The following is a 22229-nucleotide window of genomic DNA, read 5'->3' on the forward strand; positions in this document are numbered from 1 at the left end:
GCTTACTAATTTTTATTTTAATCAAAATAGTTATTGAAAAAAAGAAAAATAGCTGTTACATTATTAATATGCAAAATGAATAAATATTAAATTGTTAGTATTTTTATTCTTTAGGGAGGAACGATCATGGCAAATCCAAAAGTAGTGCTCGCTTATTCTGGGGGATTAGATACGTCGGTAGCTATTAAATGGCTACAAGAACAAGGATATGATGTAGTTGCTTGTTGTTTAGACGTAGGAGAAGGAAAAGATTTGGAGTTTGTGAAAGAAAAAGCGTTAAAGGTTGGAGCTGTTCAATCATACATGATTGATGCGAAAGAAGAATTTGCGAATGAATATGCGCTTATCGCTTTGCAGGCTCATGCCCTTTACGAAGGAAAATATCCGCTCGTCTCTGCGTTGTCCCGTCCGTTAATTTCAAAGAAGCTCGTTGAAATCGCTGAACTAGAAGGTGCTGTTGCTGTTGCGCACGGTTGTACCGGAAAAGGAAATGACCAAGTGCGCTTTGAAGTATCGATTCAAGCATTAAATCCGAATTTAAAAGTTATTGCACCTGTTCGTGAATGGAAATGGTCGCGCGAAGAAGAAATTGAATATGCGAAAAAACATAACATTCCGATTCCGATTGACTTAGATAGCCCGTTCTCGATCGATCAAAACTTATGGGGAAGAAGTAACGAGTGCGGCATTTTAGAAGATCCATGGGCAGCACCGCCAGAAGAGGCGTATGAATTGACAGCTTCACTTGAACATACACCGAATGAACCGGATATTATCGAAATTGGTTTCGAGCAAGGAGTACCAAAAACGATTAATGGAAAGGCGTACTCGCTTGCAGCGCTTATTCTTGAGCTTAATGCGTTAGCTGGAAAACATGGCGTCGGCCGCATCGACCATGTGGAAAATCGACTTGTGGGCATTAAATCGCGTGAAGTATATGAATGTCCAGGAGCGATAACGCTCATAAAAGCACATAAAGAGCTAGAAGACTTAACGCTTGTGAAAGAAGTCGCTCATTTTAAACCAGTCATTGAACAAAAAATAGCGGAAGTCATTTACAACGGCCTTTGGTTTTCACCATTAAAAGATGCGCTCGTCGCTTTCTTAAAAGAGACACAAAAAAATGTAACAGGTGTTGTACGTGTGAAGTTATTTAAAGGTCATGCAATTGTAGAAGGACGGAAATCGCCGTTTTCGTTATACGATGAAAAACTAGCAACATATACGTCAGAGGACCAATTTGACCATCAAGCGGCAGTCGGATTTATTTCTTTATTTGGCTTGCCTACGAAAGTATATAGCATCGTCAATAGCCAAAAGAAGGTGAACGTGTGAAAAAGTTATGGGGTGGACGGTTTACAAAAACAGCCGCACAATGGGTCGATGACTTCGGAGCATCGATCCATTTTGATCAACAGCTCGTTGAAGAAGATATAGAAGGAAGCATCGCCCATGTGACGATGCTCGGCGAGTGTGGTATTTTACCGAAAGAAGATGTCGAAACGATTAAAAAAGGGTTAACAAAGTTATTAGAGAAAGCGAAAAGCGGAGAACTTTCCTTTTCTGTTGCCTATGAAGATATCCATTTAAACATTGAAAAAATGTTAATCGATGAAATCGGTCCAGTTGGAGGAAAGCTTCATACTGGAAGAAGTCGAAACGACCAAGTCGCGACAGATATGCATTTATATTTGCGAAAACGGGTTATCGAGATTATCGAACTTATTCGGCAATTGCAACGTGTGCTTGTTGAAAAAGCAGAGCGACATGTGGAGACGCTTATTCCAGGCTACACGCATTTGCAGAGAGCACAGCCAATTTCATTTGCCCATCACCTTCTTGCTTACGTATGGATGTTTGAACGCGACCGTGAACGGTTTACAGAGTCGTTAAAGCGCATTAATAAATCGCCACTCGGTGCTGGAGCGCTCGCAGGGACGACGTTCCCGATTGATCGCCACTTGACCGCCAAGCTTCTTAGTTTTGACAGCATCTATGAAAATAGCTTAGATGCGGTGAGCGACCGGGACTTTATTATTGAATTTTTAAGTCATAGTTCTATGTTGATGATGCATTTATCCCGTTTTTGTGAAGAACTTATTCTTTGGTCGAGTGAAGAGTTCAAGTTTATTGAAATAGATGATACGTTTGCGACAGGAAGCAGCATTATGCCGCAAAAGAAAAATCCAGATATGGCTGAACTTATTCGTGGGAAAACGGGGCGGGTGTATGGTCACCTTATGGCGTTGTTGACCGTCATGAAAGGGTTGCCGCTCGCTTACAATAAAGATATGCAAGAAGATAAAGAAGGGATGTTTGATACCGTTCAGACGGTGATCGGTAGTTTAAAAATTTTTGCGGGTATGATTGAAACGATGACCGTTCGTGTAGACGTGATGGAAAAAGCGACGAAACAAGATTTTTCAAATGCGACAGAACTAGCAGACTATTTAGCAAAAAAGGGCGTGCCGTTTCGCGAGGCGCACGAAATCGTTGGGAAGCTTGTGCTTACATGTTTAGAGCGAGGAATATTTTTAATGGATTTGCCGCTTGATGTGTATCGCCAAGCTTCGCCTTTATTTGAAGAAGATATTTATGAAGCGCTTGATCCGCACACTGCAGTGAATCGCCGCACGAGCGCGGGGGGCACAGGATTTACAGAAGTGAAAAAAGCAATTGAAAAAGTAAAACAAATGTTAGAGGCATAAAAGCAAACGCTTTTATGCCTCTGTTTGTTCAGGTGTGCGTACGACAAGCACGTCGCATTTAGCATATCGTGTAATATGTTCAGAAACGCTTCCAATGAAAAATCGTTCAACTGCGCTCATTCCTGTTGCGCCGCAAACGATTAAATCAACTTCATACTTTGGAGCAACTTCTTTGGAAATTTTCACTTTTGGGGAACCGTATTCGATGTCTGTGACGACTTCTTTCACTCCTGCATCGATCGCCTGTTTTTCGTATGATTGCAATAATTCTTTCGCAAACTTTTCTGCTCGCTCGGCAACCGTACGATCGTATGCTTCGATCGTTGCAAACGAACGAACGTCGATAATGTGCGAAAGAACAAGTGAAGCATCGTTTCGTTTGGCGATTTCAATCGCTTTTTTAAACGCCCATTCCGCTTCTTTTGAGCCATCGACGGCGACCAAAATCTTTTTGTACTTGTACATAGCCATTCCCCCAATAAAAAATTTTCCTTCCAATTCAAGTATATCATTTTTTGTAAAACAAACACTACGTATTGTCGAAAAATTTATGACAAAAGGAGTGAATATTGATGAGAGAAAAAGAGCAAAAAGAACAGCTTTATTATGATGAAGAAGGGATCGCGCAAGTGACTGAACAAATTACAGACGCATACATTAGCGGCGTCATTGAACAGGACGATGAACAAAAGAGGCGATAATGCCTCTTTTGTTTATCGCTATGATCGAGCATAAAATGTGTTTTCCTCCGTCAGTTTGTAGTACGATAAACGTAGCAAAGCATGGATGGAGGGATAATTAGTGAGGCATGCGATTGTAACGGCAGGAACGAAAGGGCTCGGAAAAAAAGTGACGGAACGTTTTTTGGAAAAAGGATGCGCTGTTACCGTCCATTATCGAAGCGACATCCAGGCTGTTGAATCGTTAAAAGAAACATATCGCCATTGTGAAGACCGACTTCATTTCGTGCAAGGAGATGTGACGAAAAAAGAAGATTTAGTTCGCCTTGTGAATGAAGCGTTTGCGAAGTTTGGCCGCATCGATTATTTAATTCATAATGCGGGTCCTTACATATTTGAGCGGAAAAAGTTGGCGGATTATACGGATAACGAATGGTATGAGATGATTGAAGGGAATTTAAGTGCGATGTTTCATTTGTTTAAACAAGTTGTTCCGATTATGCGCGCTCAACATTTTGGTCGCATCGTAACATACGGTTTTCAAGGGGCGGACCATGCGCCAGGGTGGATGTATCGCTCAGCGTTTAGTGCAGCCAAAGTTGGACTTGTATCATTAACAAAAACGATCGCTTTTGAGGAAGCAGAGCATGGCATTACAGCGAATATGGTTTGTCCGGGAAATATTATTGGAGAAATGAAAGAAGCAACGATTGCGTATGCTCGTCAACAGAAAGATGAGATGACCCCTATTGGTCGCCCGGGTACAGGGGAAGATATTGCACGAGTTGTTGAGTTTTTATGTGATGATTTTTCAGATATGATTACAGGAGCTGTGATTGAAGTAACGGGGGGGCTTGATGTCATTCATCGGTATCGGAAATAGGCTGCCAACATGACAGCCTATACAATTTGTAGTTCTTTCGGATATGTTGTTAATGTGAGCGGTCCTTTTTCAGTCATATACATGTCATCTTCAATGCGTACGCCACCGACAGATGGGACGTAAATGCCAGGTTCAATAGTAAATACCATCCCAGCTTGAAGAGGGGTCGTGTTTGATTCGTTCATCGAAGGGTATTCATGAACATCGATGCCGAGTCCATGTCCGATGCGATGAGGAAAATACTCGCCATACCCTTCTCGTTCAATTCGCGAACGGGCAGCTTTGTCGATGCTTCCAATTGGTGTACCGATTTGGCAAGCGTCAATGGCAGCCTGTTGTGCTTGCAACACCGTATTGTATATACGTCTTTGCTCTTCTGTTGGCTGTCCAAATACGACGGTGCGCGTAATGTCGGAACAATAGCCATCAAGAACGACACCGAGATCAAATAAGACAAAATCGCCCGTTTGGATGCGATTCGTTCCTGGAACACCGTGAGGATGCGCGCTATTTGTTCCAGCAAGCACCATCGTGTCAAAAGCCATCGTTCGCACCCCTTTTCTTTTCAACTCATATTCAATTGTTGCGATGATTTCTAACTCTGTTTTTCCTTCTTTTAGGGCACGGACGCCAACATCGACACCAAAATCAGCTAGCTCAGCTGCTTGACGGAGCGTTTGCAGCTCCTTTTCATCTTTTGTCATTCGTAATTCATGTAGCGTATCGGTCAAATCGAAAAACGATGCATGTAAAAAACATGTTTGAAGTCGTTCGAGGCGATTGACTGTTAAATGACTGTTTTCGATACCGATACGCTCATTTTGTACATTTCGTTTACTTAACTCGTTGCTTAACATATGCCACGGATCGTGAACGTCATCATAACTAACAATTCCATACGCCCACCCTGCCTGTTTTGCTTGATTTGCATCCATTTCGGGACAAATAAGAAACGGTTCTTCATCTGGAAAAATGACAATGGCTAGCAGTCGTTCATGTGGGTTGCTGTAAAAGCCACTAAAATAAAAAACGTTTGCCGTTGATGTAATGAATGCCCACGATCCATTCGTGTCTTTCAACTTTTGTTGAAGCTTACTTATTCGTTCCATGATGTTCACATCCTTTCTTTTTCAGCTTATCATGAACAAAAAAAGAAGGAAATAGTGAACAAATGAAGAAACAAAATCATGTCAAAAACAAAGAAAGGAGCACGAAACATGAAAGTCACTTATCACGGACATTCTGTTGTTAAAATTGAGACGAGCGGAAAAACAATTTTCATTGATCCGTTTATTACAGGCAATCCGACGACGGATTTAAAAGCGGAGGATGTTTATGTTGACGTTATTTTATTGACACACGGACATAATGATCACGTGGGCGATACGGTTGCATTAGCGAAAAAACACGATGCTCTCGTCATTGCTCCTTATGAATTAGCCACGTATTTAGGATGGAAAGGTGTTCGCGTTCACCCGATGCACATCGGTGGATCGTTTTCTTTTGATTTTGGAAAAGTAAAACTGACGCAAGCGTTTCATGGCTCAAGCTATGTAGAAGAAAATGAAACGATCGTTTATACAGGAATGCCAAGCGGTATTTTGTTTAGCGCGGAAGGAAAGACGATTTACCATGCGGGGGATACAGCGTTATTTTCTGATATGAAGCTCATCGGGGAAATGAATGATATTGATGTTGCCTTTTTACCAATTGGTGATAATTTTACGATGGGACCAGAGGATGCGGCAGTTGCGGCGAGATGGTTAAAAGCGAAAATAGCTGTGCCGATTCATTACAATACATTCCCGGTCATTCAACAAGATCCGCAACGATTTGTGAAGATGATCGAGGGTGTGGGGCGCATATTGCATGTTGGCGAAAGTATTGAGCTGTGAAAACGCTCATTGAATGCGGTCAAGCACACCCTTATAATAAAAGTAACAAACTGTCGAAAAAGGGTGGGGCAACTTGACGATTACGAAGCACGAACAAATTTTACAATATATCGAAACGTTACCAGTTGGGGAAAAAATATCTGTTCGCCAAATTGCGAAAGAAATGGGAGTAAGCGAAGGAACAGCATATCGTGCTATAAAAGACGCCGAAACAAAAGGATACGTCAGTACGATTGAGCGCGTCGGAACGATTCGAATTGAACAAAAAAAGAAAGAAAATATCGAAAAGCTAACGTATGCGGAAGTTGTCAATATTGTTGACGGGCAAGTGCTCGGGGGAAAAGAAGGATTACATAAAACGTTAAATAAATTTGTGATCGGTGCGATGAAGCTTGAAGCAATGATGCGATATACAGGCGCGGGGAATTTATTGATCGTTGGCAATCGGACGAAAGCGCACGAACTAGCGATTGAAGCGGGCGCAGGCGTTTTGATTACAGGTGGTTTTGATACGGAAGAGCATGTGAAAAAATTAGCGGATGAGCGGCAATTGCCAATTATTTCAACAAGTTATGATACGTTTACAGTTGCGACGATGATTAACCGAGCCATTTATGATCAGCTCATTAAAAAGGAAATTGTTCTCGTCGAAGATATTTTGACGCCATTTGAAAAAACAGCATATTTGTATGTAACAGATCAAGTAGAACGGTGGTACGAGCTAAATCGAGAAACGAAGCATAGTCGCTTTCCTGTAATTGATCAACAATTAAAAGTGCAAGGTATTGTGACGGCAAAAGATATTATGGGTTACGAGCGTGATGTGCCGATTGAAAAAGTAATGACGAAACATCCGATTACAGTAAGCGGAAAAACGTCTGTCGCTTCCGCTTCGCATATGATGGTGTGGGAAGGAATTGAAGTATTGCCCGTTGTTGATGAATACAATCGGCTACAAGGAATCATTAGCCGACAAGATGTATTAAAAGCATTGCAACTCGCACAACGCCAGCCACAAGTCGGTGAGACGATCGATGATATTGTCACCACCCAGTTTTTAACCGAAACGGTTGACGGTGTTTTTCGCTGCAACATTACTCCGCAAATGACAAACCATTTAGGGACGTTATCGTACGGGGTGTTTACAACCATTGTGACCGAGGCGGCTACGAGGGCTCTTCGCCTACATAAGCGTGGAGACCTTGTTGTCGAAAACATTACAATTTATTTTATTAAACCTGTACAAATTGATACGGTCATCGATATTAAGCCAAAATTATTAGAAATCGGTCGTAAGTTTGGAAAGGTGGACGTCGAAGTATTTAATGAAGGAACGCTTGTCGGAAAGGCGTTAATGATGTGTCAATTACTTGAACGACAATAGGCTGCATGTAGCAGCCTATTTTGTTTCTTCCGCCTCTTTTACCGCAAGCGGAAAATAGTAGCGATGAGCGCGATAGCCTGACCATATGCTTCCCGCACCAACGAGGAGAAAAACAATGCCGACAATGAGCGAGACAGTTGAGCGATGAATGAGAAATTGGTTAATTGCAAAGAAAAATACAAACGAGCCGAGCGCTATGCTTGATTTAGCACTAATCCATTTCCGCTCCATCGGCTTTTTACTGCGAACATATTTGATTTTGTAATACAAATAAAACGACAACGAAAAAACGATAAGTATAACAAATATTGGCATATCTAGCCCTCCGACATAAAAAGTTGTTGCGTGATTATTTTACATCTTTTCGAATCATAATAAAATATGTTTTAATGGAGAAAAAAAGGGAGAAGCGCCATGGAACAAAAAGTTTTGGAAATTATTGATCATATTGAACAGTTTGACACAATTATTATTCACCGTCACGTTCGACCAGATCCTGATGCGTACGGCTCGCAAGGAGGATTAGCAGAACTAATTCAAGCGTCATTTCCAGAAAAACGAGTATATACGGTTGGAAAAGACGAACCATCGCTCGAATTTTTGCGTAAAATGGATGTCATCCCAGATGAAATGTATCATGATGCTCTTGTGATCGTTTGCGATACGGCGAATGAAGAGCGCGTATGCGATCAACGCTATAAGCTCGGAAAGAAAATTATTAAAATCGATCATCATCCAAATGAAGATCCGTACGGTGACATATTATGGGTAGATACGAGTGCCAGCTCGGTTAGTGAGATGATTTATGAGCTATATTTAATGGGAAAAGAGCGCGGCCTTGTTTTAACGAAAGAGGCAGCTCGCTTAATTTATGCTGGCATTGTTGGCGATACAGGTCGTTTCCTTTTCCCTAGCACGAATCCGAAAACATTTAAGTATGCGAGCGAGCTAATCGAGTACGGCTTTTCTTTTGTTGATTTGTACGAACAACTATACCGAACAAAATTATCGATTGCTCATTTAAGTGGGTATGTGTTGCAACATTTCGAGCTGTCTGAACACGGCGTTGCCCACATTATATTAACAAAGGAACTATTGAGCCAGTACGATGCGACGCCAACAGAAGCTTCACAACTCGTTAGCGTGCTTGGAAATATTGAAGGAATAAAGGCGTGGGTATTTTTCGTGGAGGAAGATGATCAAATTCGCGTTCGTCTTCGCTCAAGAGGTCCGATCGTCAATGAAGTAGCTAAAAAATATCGCGGTGGAGGTCATCCGCTAGCAGCAGGAGCGTCCATCTATTCGTGGGAAGAAGTAAAACACGTATTGGCTGACTTAAATGAAGTATGTAAGCAACAGTAGAACATATCTACTGTTGCTTTAATTTTATTTCAATCGATACGTTAGTGAAAAATAAAATCGTTTCGATATCGAGACGGTACGTTCGATTGTCAATGACGTATGTTTTATTTTCAATTGCTTTTTTTAATAGCTCTTTGCTTTTATATACTGTTTCAATATCTTTCGCTGTAATATGTTGAATGTCTTTTTTTATATTTTCTTCAATGCGAAATGTTGTGTACGTATCGATGCCGTAAGATTGGGCGTTAATTACTTTCACATCAATCGATTGAATCATCAGTCGCTTTTTATTTTCTTCATTCAGCTGAACATAATCTTGTTGCCAAATGTTTAAATCATGCTTTAGCTGCGCAATGATTTCTTGCTGAGTTTTTAATTGGCGTACTTGTTTCTCTTGCAAAATGCCAAAAATTTGTGCGAAAACGATCCAACTAACGATTGCACCAATCATGGCTCCAGCGAAAAATCGTTGCCAGCCCGGATCACGTGCATATGGTGGAACTCTCATGCGCTATTCTCCTGTGTAAACCAGCGAATGAACGTCATACCTGTTTGGGCGCCTCCAGTCGCTGATAAAATCAGCAAAAACTGTTTAATGACATCGCGTGTTTCCCCTTGAAAAAAGCCGCGTTCCACGCTATAAAACGTATCGAACGTCCCACCAATCGCCGCAATTAAAGCCCAAATTTTTAAACTGCTTGCAAAACGATACATCATTGTCAGCGGTGGTTCTCCAGATAAAAAAGCTCCAAATCCACCGATCAACGCTCCTCCAACTAACACACCTAAAGCGATGAAATAGCTTTGAATAAAAGCAGGCAAAAACGCTGTTTTCATCTCCATCTCGCTCACTCCTTCTGTATACTATGTATATGGGACAAACAAGCAAGGTATGTTTTGCTTTTCAACATATATAGTGAATATAATGAAAAAAATAGAAAAGGTGGGAGACACATTGTCGTTTATCCATCTACAAGTGCGAAGTGGTTATAGCTTATTAAGTAGCACGGTGAAAATTGAGGAGCTCGTTATGCGGGCGCGTGAACTTCAATTTTCAGCAGTTGCGTTAACGGATGAAAACGTCTTGTATGGGGTAATTCCGTTTTATAAGGCGTGTCAAGCGCACGGAATCAAATCGATTATCGGTATGATTGCGACAGTATTTGATAAGCATGGGCATACAGATCAACTGGTGCTGTTGGCGAAAAATAACGACGGGTATCGTCAACTTGTCCATATTGCTACAGCCATTCAATTAAATGACGGAAAGGGCATTTCTTTATGTGACTTATCCCGCTACACGAGCGAATTAATCGGTATGACAAGCGGAGTACATGGGCGAGTGGAGCAGCATTTGCTGAACGGGGAAATCGATCAAGCAGAAACGCTCGTTCACACGTACGCGAAGCTATTTCAACGCGGCGATTTTTATATAAATGTGCAGCGACACGGCTTACAAGAACAAGAATATTTGTTGCCCCTACTTCTTGAACATAGTAAACGATGGGACATGCCGCTCGTGGCGACAAACGATGTACGTTACATGTGTAAAGAAGATGCGCTTGCTTTTGAATGTTTACTTGCGATGAAACACGGAAAGAAAATGGCCGACCCGAGCCGTCCACGCTTTTTAACGAATGAATACCATTTCAAAAGCGCTGACGAAATGATCTCATTATTTTCAATGTATCGTGAAGCCATCGAGGAGACGGTGCGTATTGCACAGCGATGCAATGTGACGTTTGAGTCTAAAAAATGGTTTATGCCGCGCTATCCTGTTCCTTCGGGGAAAACGGCTGACGAATATTTGCAAACGTGGTGTTGGGAGCAATTCACGAAACGCTTTCCTGATCGGCCAGAAGCATATGTTACTCGGTTACAATATGAACTGCAAATCATTCAACAGATGAATTTTAGTGACTATTTCTTAATTGTCGCTGATTTCATGCGTTTTGCGCGTGAACGAGGAATATTGACAGGACCGGGACGTGGATCAGCCGCAGGTTCGCTCGTTGCTTACATACTCGGAATTACACAAGTCGACCCGTTACAATACGGGCTTTTGTTTGAACGTTTTTTAAACCCAGCTCGTCTGTCACTTCCAGATATTGATATCGATTTTCCTGATCATCGTCGCGAAGAAGTCATTCGTTATATTGAACAAACATATGGAAAAGATTATGTCGCGCAAATTATCACGTTTGGGACATTTGGAATGCGTTCAGCCATTCGTGAAGTCGGTCGTGTGTTTGAGGTAGATGAACAAGAAATGGAGCAAACGTTAGCTACGGGACGATTCGATCATACACGTCCATGGCATAGCGTCGTACAACGGATTGAAGGCTTGCCAAAGCATACGTCCATTCATGCTGCTGGTATTGTCATTAGCCCATGCCCGTTAACAGACATCGTCCCCCTTCAAGGCGGACAAACGACAACGTATGTGACGCAATATGCGATGGATGCACTTGAGCAAATCGGATTATTAAAATTCGATTTACTTGCCCTCAAAAATTTAACGATCGTTGAACAAATGATTCATAGCGTTGAACAGCGGACAGGCCATCGTTTACGTTTTGAAAATATACCGCTTGATGACGAACAAACGTATGCGCTTTTCAGTCAAGGGGATACTTTTGGTGTGTTTCAGCTTGAGTCAGAAGGAATGAAGCGGGTGTTGCGCGAATTACAACCGACAACGTTTGAAGATATTGTAGCAGTAAACGCTTTATTTCGTCCCGGACCGATGGAGCAAATTCCAACATATATTTCCCGTAAACATGGGCGTGAGCCGATCGTTTACATGCATGATGATTTGCAATCGATTTTGCAATCGACATATGGAGTTATCGTGTATCAAGAGCAAATTATGAAAATTGCTGAACAAATGGCGAGCTATTCGTTAGCAGAAGCCGATTTGTTACGTCGCGCAATAAGTAAAAAAGACGTTGGACAAATGGAAAAAGAGAAACAGCGTTTTATTGAAGGGTGTATGCAAAATGGGTACGCTGCCCATATCGCAAACGAATTGTATGAGCTCATCGTTCGTTTTGCTGGTTATGGGTTTAACAGAAGCCACGCAGTAGCATACAGCTATATCGCATATATGCTTGCATATATCAAAGCGCATTATCCGCTCGATTTTTACGCTGTTTTATTAACAAATGTCATCGGACAAAAAGAAAAGATGATGCAATGTGTACACGAACTTCGCAAAAAACGAATACGTTTACTTCCTCCTTCCGTCGGACGAAGTGAAGGGCATTTTACCGTTGATGGAAACGATATTCGTTTTGGATTGTTAGCGATTAAACAAGTAAGTTCTGCCTTTGTTAAACAAATAATTCGGGAGCGTCAAAGACAACCATTTTCCGATTTTTTTGATTTCGTTTCGCGATTACGTATCGAGCCTTCACAAAGAAAGATCGTCGAAGCGCTTATTTTTTCTGGCTGTTTTGACGAATTTCGTGTGGAGCGTGCAACCCTTTATGCAAGTATTGACGTGGCGCTTGAGCATGCCGAGTTTCTGACCCCTAATCTCGACGTACGACCAAAATATGTTCATGCTGAACCGTTATCGCTCATCGACCAATTAAAATACGAAAAGCAATGGCTTAACGTATACGTTTCCCCCCATCCGGTTGAATCATTTGCCCATTTTTATTCGATGTGGGGGGCAAAACGTATGTACGAATGGGAAATAGAAAAAGCGAATGTTGGCAAAGTGATCGCATACGTTGAGGAGGTGACGAAAAAGCGGACAAAAAAAGGGGAAGAAATGGCGTTTGTGACGATTTGTGATGATAGCGATGAATGGTATGCGATCGCATTTCCGACGATTTATAGCCGATTTCATTCTTTATTACAACAAGGAAGCGTGTTGTACATGGAAGGGAAAATAGAGCAGCGACCAAATGGCTGGCATCTCATTGTACAACAAGTGAGGAAGCCGGTATGTGTTTATGTGAAAATTGATGAACAGCACGCGTCGCCAGCTATATTGCAGAAGTTAAAAGAAGTGTTAATCGCTCATCGCGGATATGCACCTGTTATTTTGTACTATGAAGCAGAACGAAAAAAAGTGCAGCTTTCTCATGAATATGCTGTGTCCCCACACGATGAGTGCATTCATCAACTAACGGCATTGCTGGGGGATGGGAATGTCGTTGTGAAATAAAAATGCTTTACTATTTTTCATTTTTATTATATTTTTATAGAAGTTAAGTGGTCAGACCAGTGGCCGCTTGTTAGGGAGGAAGATGTCGTGTCGTTGTTTAAAGAAGCGCTTCATATGCATGAGCGTTATCAAGGGAAGCTGGAAGTAAAAGCGAAAGTGCCGTTAAGAAATGCTTACGATTTAAGCTTAGCGTATTCTCCTGGTGTAGCAGAACCGTGCAAAGCCATTCATGCCGAACCGAGCAAAATATATGATTATACGTTAAAAGCGAACACAGTGGCGGTCGTTTCCAATGGGAGTGCAGTGTTAGGGCTTGGAAATATTGGGGCAGACGCAGCGTTGCCAGTCATGGAAGGAAAGGCGGTGCTCTTCAAAAGTTTCGCTGGGGTTGATGCATTTCCGATTTGTTTAAATACATCAGATGTAGAACAAATGATTCAGACCGTCAAATTGCTTGAGCCGACATTTGGTGGCATTAACTTAGAAGATATTGCTGCTCCGCATTGTTTTACGATTGAGGAACGATTAAAGCGAGAAATGAACATTCCTGTTTTTCATGATGATCAACATGGAACAGCGATTGTGACTGTTGCTGGTTTAATGAATGCGTTAAAGTTAGTGAACAAAAAAATAGAACATATTCAAGTGATCATTAACGGAGCGGGAGCAGCAGGAATTGCGATTATGAAGTTGCTTCGTTGTTACGGGGTTAAACATATCATCATGTGCGATTCAAAAGGGGCGATTTATGAAGGGCGCCCATATGGAATGAATGAGATCAAACATGAAATTGCCCAATGGACAAACGATGAGAAAAAAGCAGGAACGTTACAGGAAGTCATCGTTGGTGCGGATGTATTTATTGGTGTGTCTGTTGCTGGAGCGTTGACAGCGAGCATGGTTGAAACGATGAATCGAGATGCAATCATTTTTGCGATGGCAAACCCGACGCCAGAAATTATGCCGGAAGAGGCGTTACAAGCAGGGGCAACAGTTGTTGGGACAGGACGTTCCGACTATCCGAATCAAGTGAATAACGTGTTGGCATTTCCAGGTATTTTCAGAGGTGCTCTTGATGTACGCGCCAAACAAATTAATGAACAAATGAAAATGGCCGCTGTAGAAGCCATTGCGCATTTAATTACAGAAGATGAATTGCGTGCTGATTATGTTATTCCTGCTCCTCTCGATCCGCGCGTCGCTCCAGCTGTCGCTGCTGCAGTGGCAAAAGCCGCCATGGAAACAGGAGTGGCCCAAGTGATTGTCGATCCAAAAGAGGTAGAAAAACGAACACGGCAATTAGCACTAATTGCAGGTGAGGGTGAACATGACTACTTCTAAAGTATACATTGAAACGTTTTGGCAAATTCATCGCATGATTGAAGAAGCAGGTCTTCAACCTGGCGATCGGCTTCCATCTGAACGAGAGCTAGCCGATCGATTGCGAGTCGGACGCTCTTCTGTTCGTGAAGCGCTCCGAGCACTAGAGTTGCTTGGGCTAATCGAAACGCGCCGCGGGGAAGGAACGTTTATGAAACCGTTTGGCGACCATCAGCTCATTCAACTACTTGGCTCGTTTATTTTGCAAGGAAATCGGGAAAAAAGAGATTTAATAGAAACAAAACTACTTATGGAACGAATGTGCTTACAGCTTGCTTGCAAACGAATGACGGACGAGAAGCTCGAGCGCATTGCACAAGCTGATCGTATGTACCATTCATTTTTTCGACGGATTGTAGAAGCGACCGATAACTATTTATTGTTGCGCATTTGGCTTGTATTAAGCGATTTTTTTGAACACGTATATACGGTCGAGCTCCCTTCCGAATGTTACGAACAGATGTGGAAGGCACTCCAAAAGCGGTCGTGCGAAGAAGCAACAGCCGTTTATGAGCAATACGTGATGCAAAAAATGTCGAAAGAGAATTGACACAATGTGACAAACAAAGTTGTCTTTATCCAGTAAAGTAGAAATGGACTAAGTAGGGGAGGGAAACATGTGCTGAAAGATTTGTTCTCCAAAAAGAAGAAGTATGCGACCATTCCATCTGAACAAGCAAAGCAAGATGTACCTGAAGGCATTATGACAAAATGTCCGAAGTGTAAAAAAATTATGTATACGAAAGAATTAGTGAAAAATTTACGCGTTTGTATATCGTGCGGCTATCATCATCCGATGTCTGCTCCTGAACGCATTGCGTGTTTGTTAGATGAAGGGACGTTTCATGAATACGATCGTCACCTTCTTTCTAAAAATCCGCTTGATTTTCCACAGTATATGGAGAAAATTGAGGAAGATCGTGAGAAAACGAAATTGAATGAAGCGGTTGTGACAGGAGAAGGAACGATAAACGGCTTTCCTGTTGTTATTGCAGTGATGGATTCCCGTTTCCGTATGGGAAGCATGGGATCAGTTGTCGGAGAAAAAATTGCACGCGCCATCGAACGAGCGATGGAAAAATCAGTACCTTTTATTATTTTTACCGCTTCAGGTGGAGCGCGCATGCAAGAAGGTGTATTAAGTTTAATGCAAATGGCGAAAACAAGCGCTGCATTAAAACTGTTTAGCGAACAAGGTGGGCTCATCATTTCAGTCATGACCCATCCAACGACAGGTGGTGTATCAGCAAGCTTCGCCTCGCTTGGAGATTATAACTTTGCTGAACCGGGGGCGTTGATCGGTTTTGCGGGAAGACGAGTCATCGAACAAACGGTTCGGGAAGAGTTGCCAGATGATTTTCAAACTGCGGAATTTTTATTGAAACACGGACAATTAGATGCTGTTATTCCGCGTCATGAATTAAAAGATAAATTAACGAATGTATTAGACATTCACCAATCGCGAGGTGGAGACGAATGGCATACGAATTAGAATTTGAAAAGCCGCTTGTAGAACTGCGAAAAAAAATTAGCGAACTGAAAGAGTTTACGAAACATCGTGACGTCGATTTTTCAGATGAAATCAATAAGTTAGAAGCGCGACTTGAAAAGCTTGAAAATGATATTTATGCTAATTTAAGCCCGTGGGATCGTGTGCAAATTGCCCGACATCCAAATCGTCCGACAACGCTCGATTATATCGATCGGTTGTTTACGAACTTTTTTGAATGTCACGGTGATCGTTGTTTTGGCGACGATGAAGCGATTGTCGGAGGAATTGCGAAATATCACGGATTGCCTGTGACAGTCATCGGACATCAACGCGGAAAAGATACGAAAGAAAATATTCGCCGTAATTTTGGCATGCCGCATCCAGAAGGGTATCGAAAGGCACTTCGTCTAATGAAACAAGCCGAAAAATTTGGGCGTCCGATTATTTGTTTTATTGATACGAAAGGGGCGTATCCAGGAAAAGCTGCCGAAGAGCGCGGACAAAGTGAAGCGATCGCACGAAATTTGTTTGAAATGGCGGGATTGACTGTCCCTGTCGTATGCATTGTGATCGGTGAAGGTGGAAGCGGCGGTGCGCTTGCGCTTGGTGTCGGAAACTATGTTCATATGCTTGAAAATTCAACGTATTCCGTTATTTCGCCAGAAGGGGCAGCGGCTATTTTATGGAAAGATGCGTCACTCGCGAAAAAAGCTGCCGAAACGATGAAAATTACAGCGAAAGATTTAAAGCAGCTTGGCGTCATTGATGAAATGATTCCAGAAGTGCGCGGCGGTGCGCATCGAAATGTTGATGAACAGGCGAAATATATTGATGACGTTCTTCAACGCTCGTTGCGTGAATTGCTTCCGTTAAACGCTGAACAGTTAATTGCACAACGATATGAAAAATATAAAAAGATTGGCGATTTTATCGAGTCACAACAGCACGTGTCCGTTACGTAAAAAAGGTCATCCATTTCGATGGCCTTTTTTATTACATGAAAAGGGCGACTTTGGGTAAACTTTTTGTAGCGTGAAAAAATCAACGTTTTGTGAAACATTTCATTATGTATTGTGTTCCATATACCTTCATGTTATCTTAAAGTAAGAGGTCATACTTCTTATTTTATTTTTTTAAAGAGGTGAAGAGTGATGAAAAGAATTGGTGTGCTTACGAGCGGTGGCGATTCACCAGGAATGAATGCGGCCATTCGCGCAGTTGTTCGAAAAGCAATTTACCATGGATTAGAAGTGTACGGCATTTACCACGGATATGCGGGATTAATTGCCGGAAACATTAAAAAGCTTGAAATCGGGGATGTCGGCGATATTATTCATCGTGGTGGAACGATGTTATATACTGCCCGCTGCCCAGAATTTAAAACGTTAGAAGGACAGTTAAAAGGAATTGAGCAATTGAAAAAGCATGGCATTGAAGGGCTCGTTGTCATCGGTGGTGACGGTTCGTATCAAGGGGCGAAAAAATTAACAGAACACGGCTATCCTTGCGTCGGCGTGCCAGGAACGATTGATAACGACATTCCAGGAACAGATTTCACGATCGGTTTTGATACAGCATTGAATACGGTTATTGATGCAATTGACAAAATTCGTGATACAGCGACATCTCATGAGCGTACATACGTCATTGAAGTCATGGGGCGTCATGCTGGTGACATTGCGCTTTGGGCCGGTCTTGCTGGCGGAGCAGAAAGCATTTTAATTCCAGAAGCGGATTATGATATGAATGAAATTGTTGCACGTCTCAAACGTGGACATGAACGCGGCAAAAAACATAGTATTATTGTTGTTGCGGAAGGCGTCGGTAGCGGTGTGGAATTCGGTAAACGAATTGAAGCAGCAACAGGCTTTGAAACGCGTGTAACCGTATTAGGTCACGTCCAACGTGGTGGTTCACCGACAGCGTTTGACCGTGTGCTTGCAAGTCGTTTAGGTGCTCGTGCCGTAGAATTGTTGCTTGAAGGAAAAGGCGGACGTTGCGTCGGCATTCAAAACAATCAACTTGTTGATCATGACATCATTGAAGCGTTAGCACAAAAACATACAGTTGACCAAAAAATGTATCAGTTGTCCAAAGAGCTTTCAATTTAATGTATATTTATGGTATCGTTTCCATATGCAATTTGTAGGAGGGTGTTTATGCGCAAAACGAAAATTGTTTGTACGATCGGTCCAGCGAGTGAAAGTGTAGAAAAGCTTGTGCAACTTATTGAAGCAGGAATGAACGTCGCTCGTCTTAACTTCTCGCACGGAAGTCATGAAGAACATGCAGCGCGCATTCGCAACATTCGTGAAGCGTCAAAAATAACTGGAAAAACGGTAGCGATTTTATTGGATACGAAAGGTCCAGAAATTCGTACGCATAACATGGAAAATGGGGCGATTGAGTTAAAGGCAGGCTCTGAAGTGACGATTTCCATGAAAGAAGTGCTCGGTACGCCAGAAAAATTTTCGATTACTTATGAAGGGTTAATTGATGACGTTCACGTTGGCTCAACTATTTTATTAGATGATGGATTAATCGGATTAGAAGTGTTAGCGATCGATAAAGAGGCAAAAGAAATTCGGACGAAAGTGTTAAACGGTGGCGTACTGAAAAATAAAAAAGGTGTGAACGTCCCGGGCGTAAAAGTGAAATTGCCGGGGATTACTGAAAAAGACGCAGAAGATATTCGTTTCGGTATTGAACAAGGCATTGATTTCATTGCTGCATCGTTCGTTCGCCGCGCTTCTGACGTGCTTGAAATTCGTGAATTGCTCGAAGAACATCACGCGTTGCACATTCAAATTATCCCGAAAATTGAAAACCAAGAAGGCGTAGACAATATTGACGAAATTTTAGAAGTCGCAGACGGCTTAATGGTTGCCCGCGGAGATTTAGGCGTTGAAATTCCGGCAGAAGAAGTGCCGCTTGTGCAAAAAGAATTAATTAAAAAATGTAATGCGCTCGGAAAACCAGTTATTACAGCGACACAAATGCTTGACTCAATGCAGCGCAATCCGCGTCCAACTCGTGCGGAGGCAAGTGACGTCGCGAATGCCATTTTCGATGGAACAGATGCGATTATGCTGTCAGGTGAAACAGCAGCAGGTGCTTATCCAGTAGAAGCGGTACAGACGATGCATCGCATTGCTTTGCGCACAGAACAAGCGTTACAATACCGCGACTTATTATCGAAGCGAAGCAAACAAAGCGGCACAACGATTACAGATGCCATTGGACAATCGGTTGCTCACACCGCATTAAACTTAGATGTCGCCGCGATTGTTACGCCGACAGTCAGCGGCCATACAGCTCGCATGATTTCGAAATACCGTCCAAAAGCGCCAATTATCGCTGTTACATCGAATGAAGGTGTTTCGCGTAAATTAGCGCTCGTTTGGGGTGTTTACCCACGCGTTGCTCAACATGCTACATCAACAGATGAAATGCTTGATATTGCAGTTGAAGCAGCTCTTGATACACGTATTGTGAAACATGGTGATCTCGTCGTCATTACGGCAGGTGTTCCGGTTGGAGAAACAGGATCGACAAACTTAATGAAAGTGCATATGATTGGCGATATGATTGCCAAAGGCCAAGGTATTGGTCGCAAATCAGCATTTGGAAAAGTTGTTGTAGCGAAAACAGCAGAAGAAGCAGTTGAAAAAATGATTGAAGGCGGCATTTTAGTTGCTCCTGCAACAGATGCGGATATGATGAAAGCGTTAGAAAAAGCTGCTGCGATCATTACAGAAGAAGGCGGCTTAACGAGCCATGCAGCTGTGGTCGGCTTAAGCTTAGGCATCCCGGTCATCGTCGGTGTAAACAATGCGACAACCATTTTAAAAGACGGACAAGATATTACAGTAGACGCAAGTTTCGGTGCCATTTATCGTGGTCACGCAAGCGTGCTATAATAAGAAGGGGACAACCCCTTCTTTTCTCATTTTGGAGGGATATGTATGCGTAATATCTTTTTTCTTCTTTTTATCGTTATCCCAGCGTTAGAAATTGTCGTTCTTGTTTTATCTGGAAAGGCAATCGGGGTATGGCCAACATTTGCTTTCATCGTGGCGACAGGCATTATCGGCGCATTTTTAGCGAAAAAGCAAGGATTGCACACGCTTCAGCGCGCGAAGTACGAATGGATGAATGGACGTATCCCAAGCGATGCGCTATTAGATGGGATTTGCATTTTAGTTGGCGGGACGTTATTGTTAACGCCAGGATTTATTACTGATACAGCAGGTTTTATTTTGCTTCTCCCATTTGCGCGCGAAAAAATGAAACCGTGGCTCGTCCGTTTGTTTAAGTGGATGTTTTATACGAAAACTTGGATATACATTCGAAAATAAAAAGCATAAGCTCGTCGCTTATGCTTCTTTTTTTCCAACAATGAAATGCCAAATGTCTTGAAATACGCCAGCATGATGTAGCGTGCGTCCAATGACAAGCAATACCGGTCCAACGATTAATCCGAGAAACCCGATCAATTTGAAACCAACGAATAAAGCAATTAATGTAGCTAATGGATCGAGCCCGATATTAGAAGAAAGAAGTTTCGGTTCCATCACTTGTCGCTGTACGAGAACAACGATATATAGCACGCCAAGACCGATGGCAAAATGAGTATCCCCGCTTATTGCTGTGTAAACAATCCATGGAACGAATACTAAACCTGTTCCTAAATACGGCAAAATATCTACTATGCCAATAATAAGCGCGATAGTGATCGCGTATTCTACTCGCAACACAAGCAATCCGACTAATACAATGAGCGTTGTAATAGAAATGAGTGTGGCTTGCGCTTTAAGGAAGCCAAATAGCGCCTTTTTTAGTTCAGTAAACACTTTTGTGCTGCTCGTTTGTACTTTGTTCGGTAACAGTTTTTGGAACAACGATTTTAGACGATACCAATCCTTGCTTATAAAAAATGTAGCGAGCAATGAAAAAATAAAGATTGTCGCAAAATTAGGCAACCATCCGATAATCGAAGGGATATTTTGTAATATATTTTGGATAAATTGTCCAACTGTTGTAGCAATTCTCGTCCCAACCGACTGAATGTTTGCCATAATCGTATCTTGTTGAGATGTATCTAAATTTTTAAAGAGCGTAGCTAGCTGGTTGTATAGTGGAATAATTTGGCTGGCGACAAACTGTTCCATGTAAACAACAAGCTTTTGAAAATGACTTGGAACGACTGTTGCTAAATATTGTGTGCCCGTCACAATTTCTGCGACAAGAAGAGTGACAAGCCCTGCAACGAGTGCAAGTAAAAAAATTAAAACAATGATGACCGCTAGCGCCCTCGGCATTTTCGCTTTTTTCTCTAATACATCCACAACTGGATTAATGAAAAAGGCAATCGCTAACGCAATTAAAAACGGATACGTTAACGTTGATACATAATATAAACTCGCTAACCCAGCAATGATGACAAAGATGACAAATAAAAAGCGAAGGGAGCGATATACATATTGATTTGGCACGTTTTCACCTCCCGTCTTTTGTCATTTATGACTATTATAATATACAATGCAAAAGAAGAAAAAGTTTCAAAGAAGAAGGTGATATTTGATGCAACCGTTTATTTTTTTATTTATTCTTCTTGTCATTGGCATGATGGCAAAAAATCATTCTCTTATTGTCGCAGTGCTTTTTTTACTCGTTGTGAAAAGCATCGGACTAAGTTCAAAAGTATTCCCTTACTTACAACAAAAAGGAATCAATCTTGGGGTGACCATCATTACGATTGCTGTATTAGTTCCGATTGCCTCTGGAAAAATAGGTTTTAAAGAGCTAGCAGAGTCTGTTCGATCGGTTTACGCGTGGATTGCAATGTTATCAGGTATTGCGGTCGCTTTATTAGCAAAAGGAGGCGTCACGCTGCTTGCAAAAGATCCGCATATGACGACTGCGCTTGTCATTGGGACGATTTTAGCTGTATCTTTATTCAAAGGCGTTGCGGTTGGGCCGTTAATTGGTGCGGGTATTGCGTATATGCTCATGAAAATGGTCGATGTATTTTCGTGATTTATTACTTTTTTATAATAATATTTTTGAATTATGATTTCTTTTAGTTCACAAAAGTCTGATAATTGTTTATAATGGTATTGGAGCATGTACGAAACTATCGTATATATTCCCCTGCTCGCTTCGTTAAGCGGATGGGTGAATATATAACAAAATGTAAGCATTTTCTTTGCATTTTTATTCAGCTGTTTTGAGCAATCGCTCGACGACGCGTTTCAACATGGGAAAA

General features: G+C 41.9%; 22 protein-coding genes. 16 read left to right on the forward strand and 6 right to left on the reverse strand.

Translation table 11 applies throughout. The features are described from left to right. Positions 1-126: 126 nt before the first annotated feature. Positions 127-1335, forward strand: a complete 1209-nt coding sequence (locus ES017_RS03725) for an argininosuccinate synthase (protein WP_003397999.1) — start codon at positions 127-129, stop codon at positions 1333-1335. Further along, positions 1332-2708 carry an argininosuccinate lyase gene (gene argH, locus ES017_RS03730; protein ID WP_171334777.1) on the forward strand — a complete coding sequence of 459 codons (1377 nt, stop codon included), beginning with the start codon at positions 1332-1334 and terminating at the stop codon, positions 2706-2708. The genes ES017_RS03725 and argH overlap by 4 nt, the downstream gene beginning before the upstream one ends. A gap of 12 nt (positions 2709-2720) precedes the next feature. Here argH and ES017_RS03735 read toward each other — a convergent pair whose 3' ends face one another. After that, the gene (locus tag ES017_RS03735; RefSeq protein WP_091702377.1) at positions 2721-3173 is read right to left on the reverse strand and encodes a universal stress protein; all 453 of its coding nucleotides are present in this window, start codon (positions 3171-3173) and stop codon (positions 2721-2723) included. Between the two features lie 107 nt (positions 3174-3280). Between ES017_RS03735 and ES017_RS16060 the strand changes: the two genes are divergently transcribed. Together ES017_RS16060 and ES017_RS03740 are read left to right on the forward strand one after the other, a co-directional pair. Continuing rightward, positions 3281-3409 (forward strand): hypothetical protein, encoded by a 129-nt coding sequence (locus tag ES017_RS16060; protein WP_255573176.1) that lies wholly within the window; start codon positions 3281-3283, stop codon positions 3407-3409. Between the two features lie 100 nt (positions 3410-3509). Next, positions 3510-4271, forward strand: a complete 762-nt coding sequence (locus ES017_RS03740; protein ID WP_003397994.1) for an SDR family oxidoreductase — start codon at positions 3510-3512, stop codon at positions 4269-4271. Between the two features lie 17 nt (positions 4272-4288). Here ES017_RS03740 and ES017_RS03745 read toward each other — a convergent pair whose 3' ends face one another. After that, the gene (locus ES017_RS03745) at positions 4289-5383 is read right to left on the reverse strand and encodes a M24 family metallopeptidase (RefSeq protein WP_171334842.1); all 1095 of its coding nucleotides are present in this window, start codon (positions 5381-5383) and stop codon (positions 4289-4291) included. Positions 5384-5488: 105 nt separating this feature from the next. On the opposite strand from ES017_RS03745, the gene ES017_RS03750 reads away from it, so the two are divergent. Further along, entirely contained in the window at positions 5489-6166 is a 678-nt protein-coding gene (locus tag ES017_RS03750; protein ID WP_171334778.1) for a metal-dependent hydrolase, read from the forward strand. Between the two features lie 73 nt (positions 6167-6239). After that, on the forward strand, positions 6240-7550 hold the full coding sequence (locus ES017_RS03755) for a CBS domain-containing protein (RefSeq protein ID WP_003397990.1): 1311 nt from the start codon (positions 6240-6242) through the stop codon (positions 7548-7550). A 15-nt stretch (positions 7551-7565) separates the two neighbouring features. Here ES017_RS03755 and ES017_RS03760 read toward each other — a convergent pair whose 3' ends face one another. Beyond that, on the reverse strand, positions 7566-7865 hold the full coding sequence (locus ES017_RS03760) for a YtpI family protein (RefSeq protein ID WP_003397988.1): 300 nt from the start codon (positions 7863-7865) through the stop codon (positions 7566-7568). Positions 7866-7964: 99 nt separating this feature from the next. Here ES017_RS03760 and ES017_RS03765 point away from each other — a divergent pair, with 99 nt between their 5' ends. Next, positions 7965-8912 (forward strand): DHH family phosphoesterase, encoded by a 948-nt coding sequence (locus ES017_RS03765; protein WP_171334779.1) that lies wholly within the window; start codon positions 7965-7967, stop codon positions 8910-8912. Between the two features lie 7 nt (positions 8913-8919). On the opposite strand, the gene ytrI is transcribed toward ES017_RS03765, so the two are convergent. Then, entirely contained in the window at positions 8920-9420 is a 501-nt protein-coding gene (gene ytrI, locus ES017_RS03770; protein ID WP_171334780.1) for a sporulation membrane protein YtrI, read from the reverse strand. Beyond that, positions 9417-9755: a sporulation membrane protein YtrH gene (gene ytrH / locus ES017_RS03775; RefSeq protein WP_171334781.1), complete on the reverse strand. Its 339-nt coding sequence runs from the start codon at positions 9753-9755 to the stop codon at positions 9417-9419. The genes ytrI and ytrH overlap by 4 nt, the downstream gene beginning before the upstream one ends. A gap of 112 nt (positions 9756-9867) precedes the next feature. On the opposite strand from ytrH, the gene dnaE reads away from it, so the two are divergent. The 8 genes from dnaE (at position 9868) to ES017_RS03815 (ending at position 20319) form a co-directional block, all read left to right on the forward strand. Then, positions 9868-13089, forward strand: a complete 3222-nt coding sequence (dnaE, locus tag ES017_RS03780) for a DNA polymerase III subunit alpha (RefSeq protein ID WP_021093777.1) — start codon at positions 9868-9870, stop codon at positions 13087-13089. 87 nt (positions 13090-13176) lie between these two features. Continuing rightward, on the forward strand, positions 13177-14430 hold the full coding sequence (gene ystJ, locus ES017_RS03785; protein ID WP_042534766.1) for an NADP-dependent malic enzyme: 1254 nt from the start codon (positions 13177-13179) through the stop codon (positions 14428-14430). Beyond that, positions 14417-15019, forward strand: a complete 603-nt coding sequence (locus ES017_RS03790; RefSeq protein ID WP_021093779.1) for a FadR/GntR family transcriptional regulator — start codon at positions 14417-14419, stop codon at positions 15017-15019. The genes ystJ and ES017_RS03790 overlap by 14 nt, the downstream gene beginning before the upstream one ends. 69 nt (positions 15020-15088) lie before the next feature. Then, positions 15089-15961: an acetyl-CoA carboxylase, carboxyltransferase subunit beta gene (accD, locus tag ES017_RS03795; RefSeq protein WP_021093780.1), complete on the forward strand. Its 873-nt coding sequence runs from the start codon at positions 15089-15091 to the stop codon at positions 15959-15961. After that, a complete protein-coding gene (gene accA / locus ES017_RS03800) occupies positions 15946-16923 on the forward strand; it encodes an acetyl-CoA carboxylase carboxyl transferase subunit alpha (protein WP_021093781.1) in 978 nt (325 codons plus the stop codon). Before accD ends, accA begins: the two co-directional genes overlap by 16 nt. Before the next feature lie 189 nt (positions 16924-17112). Continuing rightward, a complete protein-coding gene (gene pfkA / locus ES017_RS03805; protein ID WP_075039313.1) occupies positions 17113-18072 on the forward strand; it encodes a 6-phosphofructokinase in 960 nt (319 codons plus the stop codon). A 48-nt stretch (positions 18073-18120) separates the two neighbouring features. Next, a complete protein-coding gene (gene pyk / locus ES017_RS03810) occupies positions 18121-19881 on the forward strand; it encodes a pyruvate kinase (RefSeq protein WP_021093783.1) in 1761 nt (586 codons plus the stop codon). Between the two features lie 45 nt (positions 19882-19926). Next, positions 19927-20319 (forward strand): FxsA family protein, encoded by a 393-nt coding sequence (locus ES017_RS03815; RefSeq protein ID WP_021093784.1) that lies wholly within the window; start codon positions 19927-19929, stop codon positions 20317-20319. 18 nt (positions 20320-20337) lie between these two features. Here the strand turns inward: ES017_RS03815 and ytvI are convergent, their stop codons facing one another. After that, positions 20338-21456: a sporulation integral membrane protein YtvI gene (gene ytvI, locus ES017_RS03820; protein ID WP_021093785.1), complete on the reverse strand. Its 1119-nt coding sequence runs from the start codon at positions 21454-21456 to the stop codon at positions 20338-20340. An 88-nt stretch (positions 21457-21544) separates the two neighbouring features. Here ytvI and ES017_RS03825 point away from each other — a divergent pair, with 88 nt between their 5' ends. Then, complete coding sequence (locus tag ES017_RS03825; RefSeq protein WP_021093786.1) at positions 21545-22000, forward strand: DUF441 domain-containing protein; 456 nt, start codon at positions 21545-21547, stop codon at positions 21998-22000. Positions 22001-22229: the final 229 nt, after the last annotated feature.

The organism is Anoxybacillus sp. EFIL, assembly GCF_013096955.1.
In the GTDB taxonomy this organism is placed as follows: domain Bacteria; phylum Bacillota; class Bacilli; order Bacillales; family Anoxybacillaceae; genus Anoxybacillus; species Anoxybacillus ayderensis.

Excerpts from the sequence above, each read along its gene's own strand:
- pfkA (WP_075039313.1), top strand. The coding sequence starts at position 17,113 with ATGAAAAGAATTGGTGTGCTTACGAGCGGTGGCGATTCACCAGGAATG.
- ES017_RS03735 (WP_091702377.1), bottom strand. The coding sequence starts at position 3,173 with ATGTACAAGTACAAAAAGATTTTGGTCGCCGTCGATGGCTCAAAAGAA.
- ES017_RS16060 (WP_255573176.1), top strand. The coding sequence starts at position 3,281 with ATGAGAGAAAAAGAGCAAAAAGAACAGCTTTATTATGATGAAGAAGGG.
- ES017_RS03765 (WP_171334779.1), top strand. The coding sequence starts at position 7,965 with ATGGAACAAAAAGTTTTGGAAATTATTGATCATATTGAACAGTTTGAC.
- ES017_RS03790 (WP_021093779.1), top strand. The coding sequence starts at position 14,417 with ATGACTACTTCTAAAGTATACATTGAAACGTTTTGGCAAATTCATCGC.
- ES017_RS03815 (WP_021093784.1), top strand. The coding sequence starts at position 19,927 with ATGCGTAATATCTTTTTTCTTCTTTTTATCGTTATCCCAGCGTTAGAA.
- ytrH (WP_171334781.1), bottom strand. The coding sequence starts at position 9,755 with ATGGAGATGAAAACAGCGTTTTTGCCTGCTTTTATTCAAAGCTATTTC.
- ES017_RS03750 (WP_171334778.1), top strand. The coding sequence starts at position 5,489 with ATGAAAGTCACTTATCACGGACATTCTGTTGTTAAAATTGAGACGAGC.
- pyk (WP_021093783.1), top strand. The coding sequence starts at position 18,121 with ATGCGCAAAACGAAAATTGTTTGTACGATCGGTCCAGCGAGTGAAAGT.
- ES017_RS03725 (WP_003397999.1), top strand. The coding sequence starts at position 127 with ATGGCAAATCCAAAAGTAGTGCTCGCTTATTCTGGGGGATTAGATACG.
- ES017_RS03760 (WP_003397988.1), bottom strand. The coding sequence starts at position 7,865 with ATGCCAATATTTGTTATACTTATCGTTTTTTCGTTGTCGTTTTATTTG.
- ytrI (WP_171334780.1), bottom strand. The coding sequence starts at position 9,420 with ATGAGAGTTCCACCATATGCACGTGATCCGGGCTGGCAACGATTTTTC.
- accA (WP_021093781.1), top strand. The coding sequence starts at position 15,946 with ATGGCATACGAATTAGAATTTGAAAAGCCGCTTGTAGAACTGCGAAAA.
- ES017_RS03825 (WP_021093786.1), top strand. The coding sequence starts at position 21,545 with ATGCAACCGTTTATTTTTTTATTTATTCTTCTTGTCATTGGCATGATG.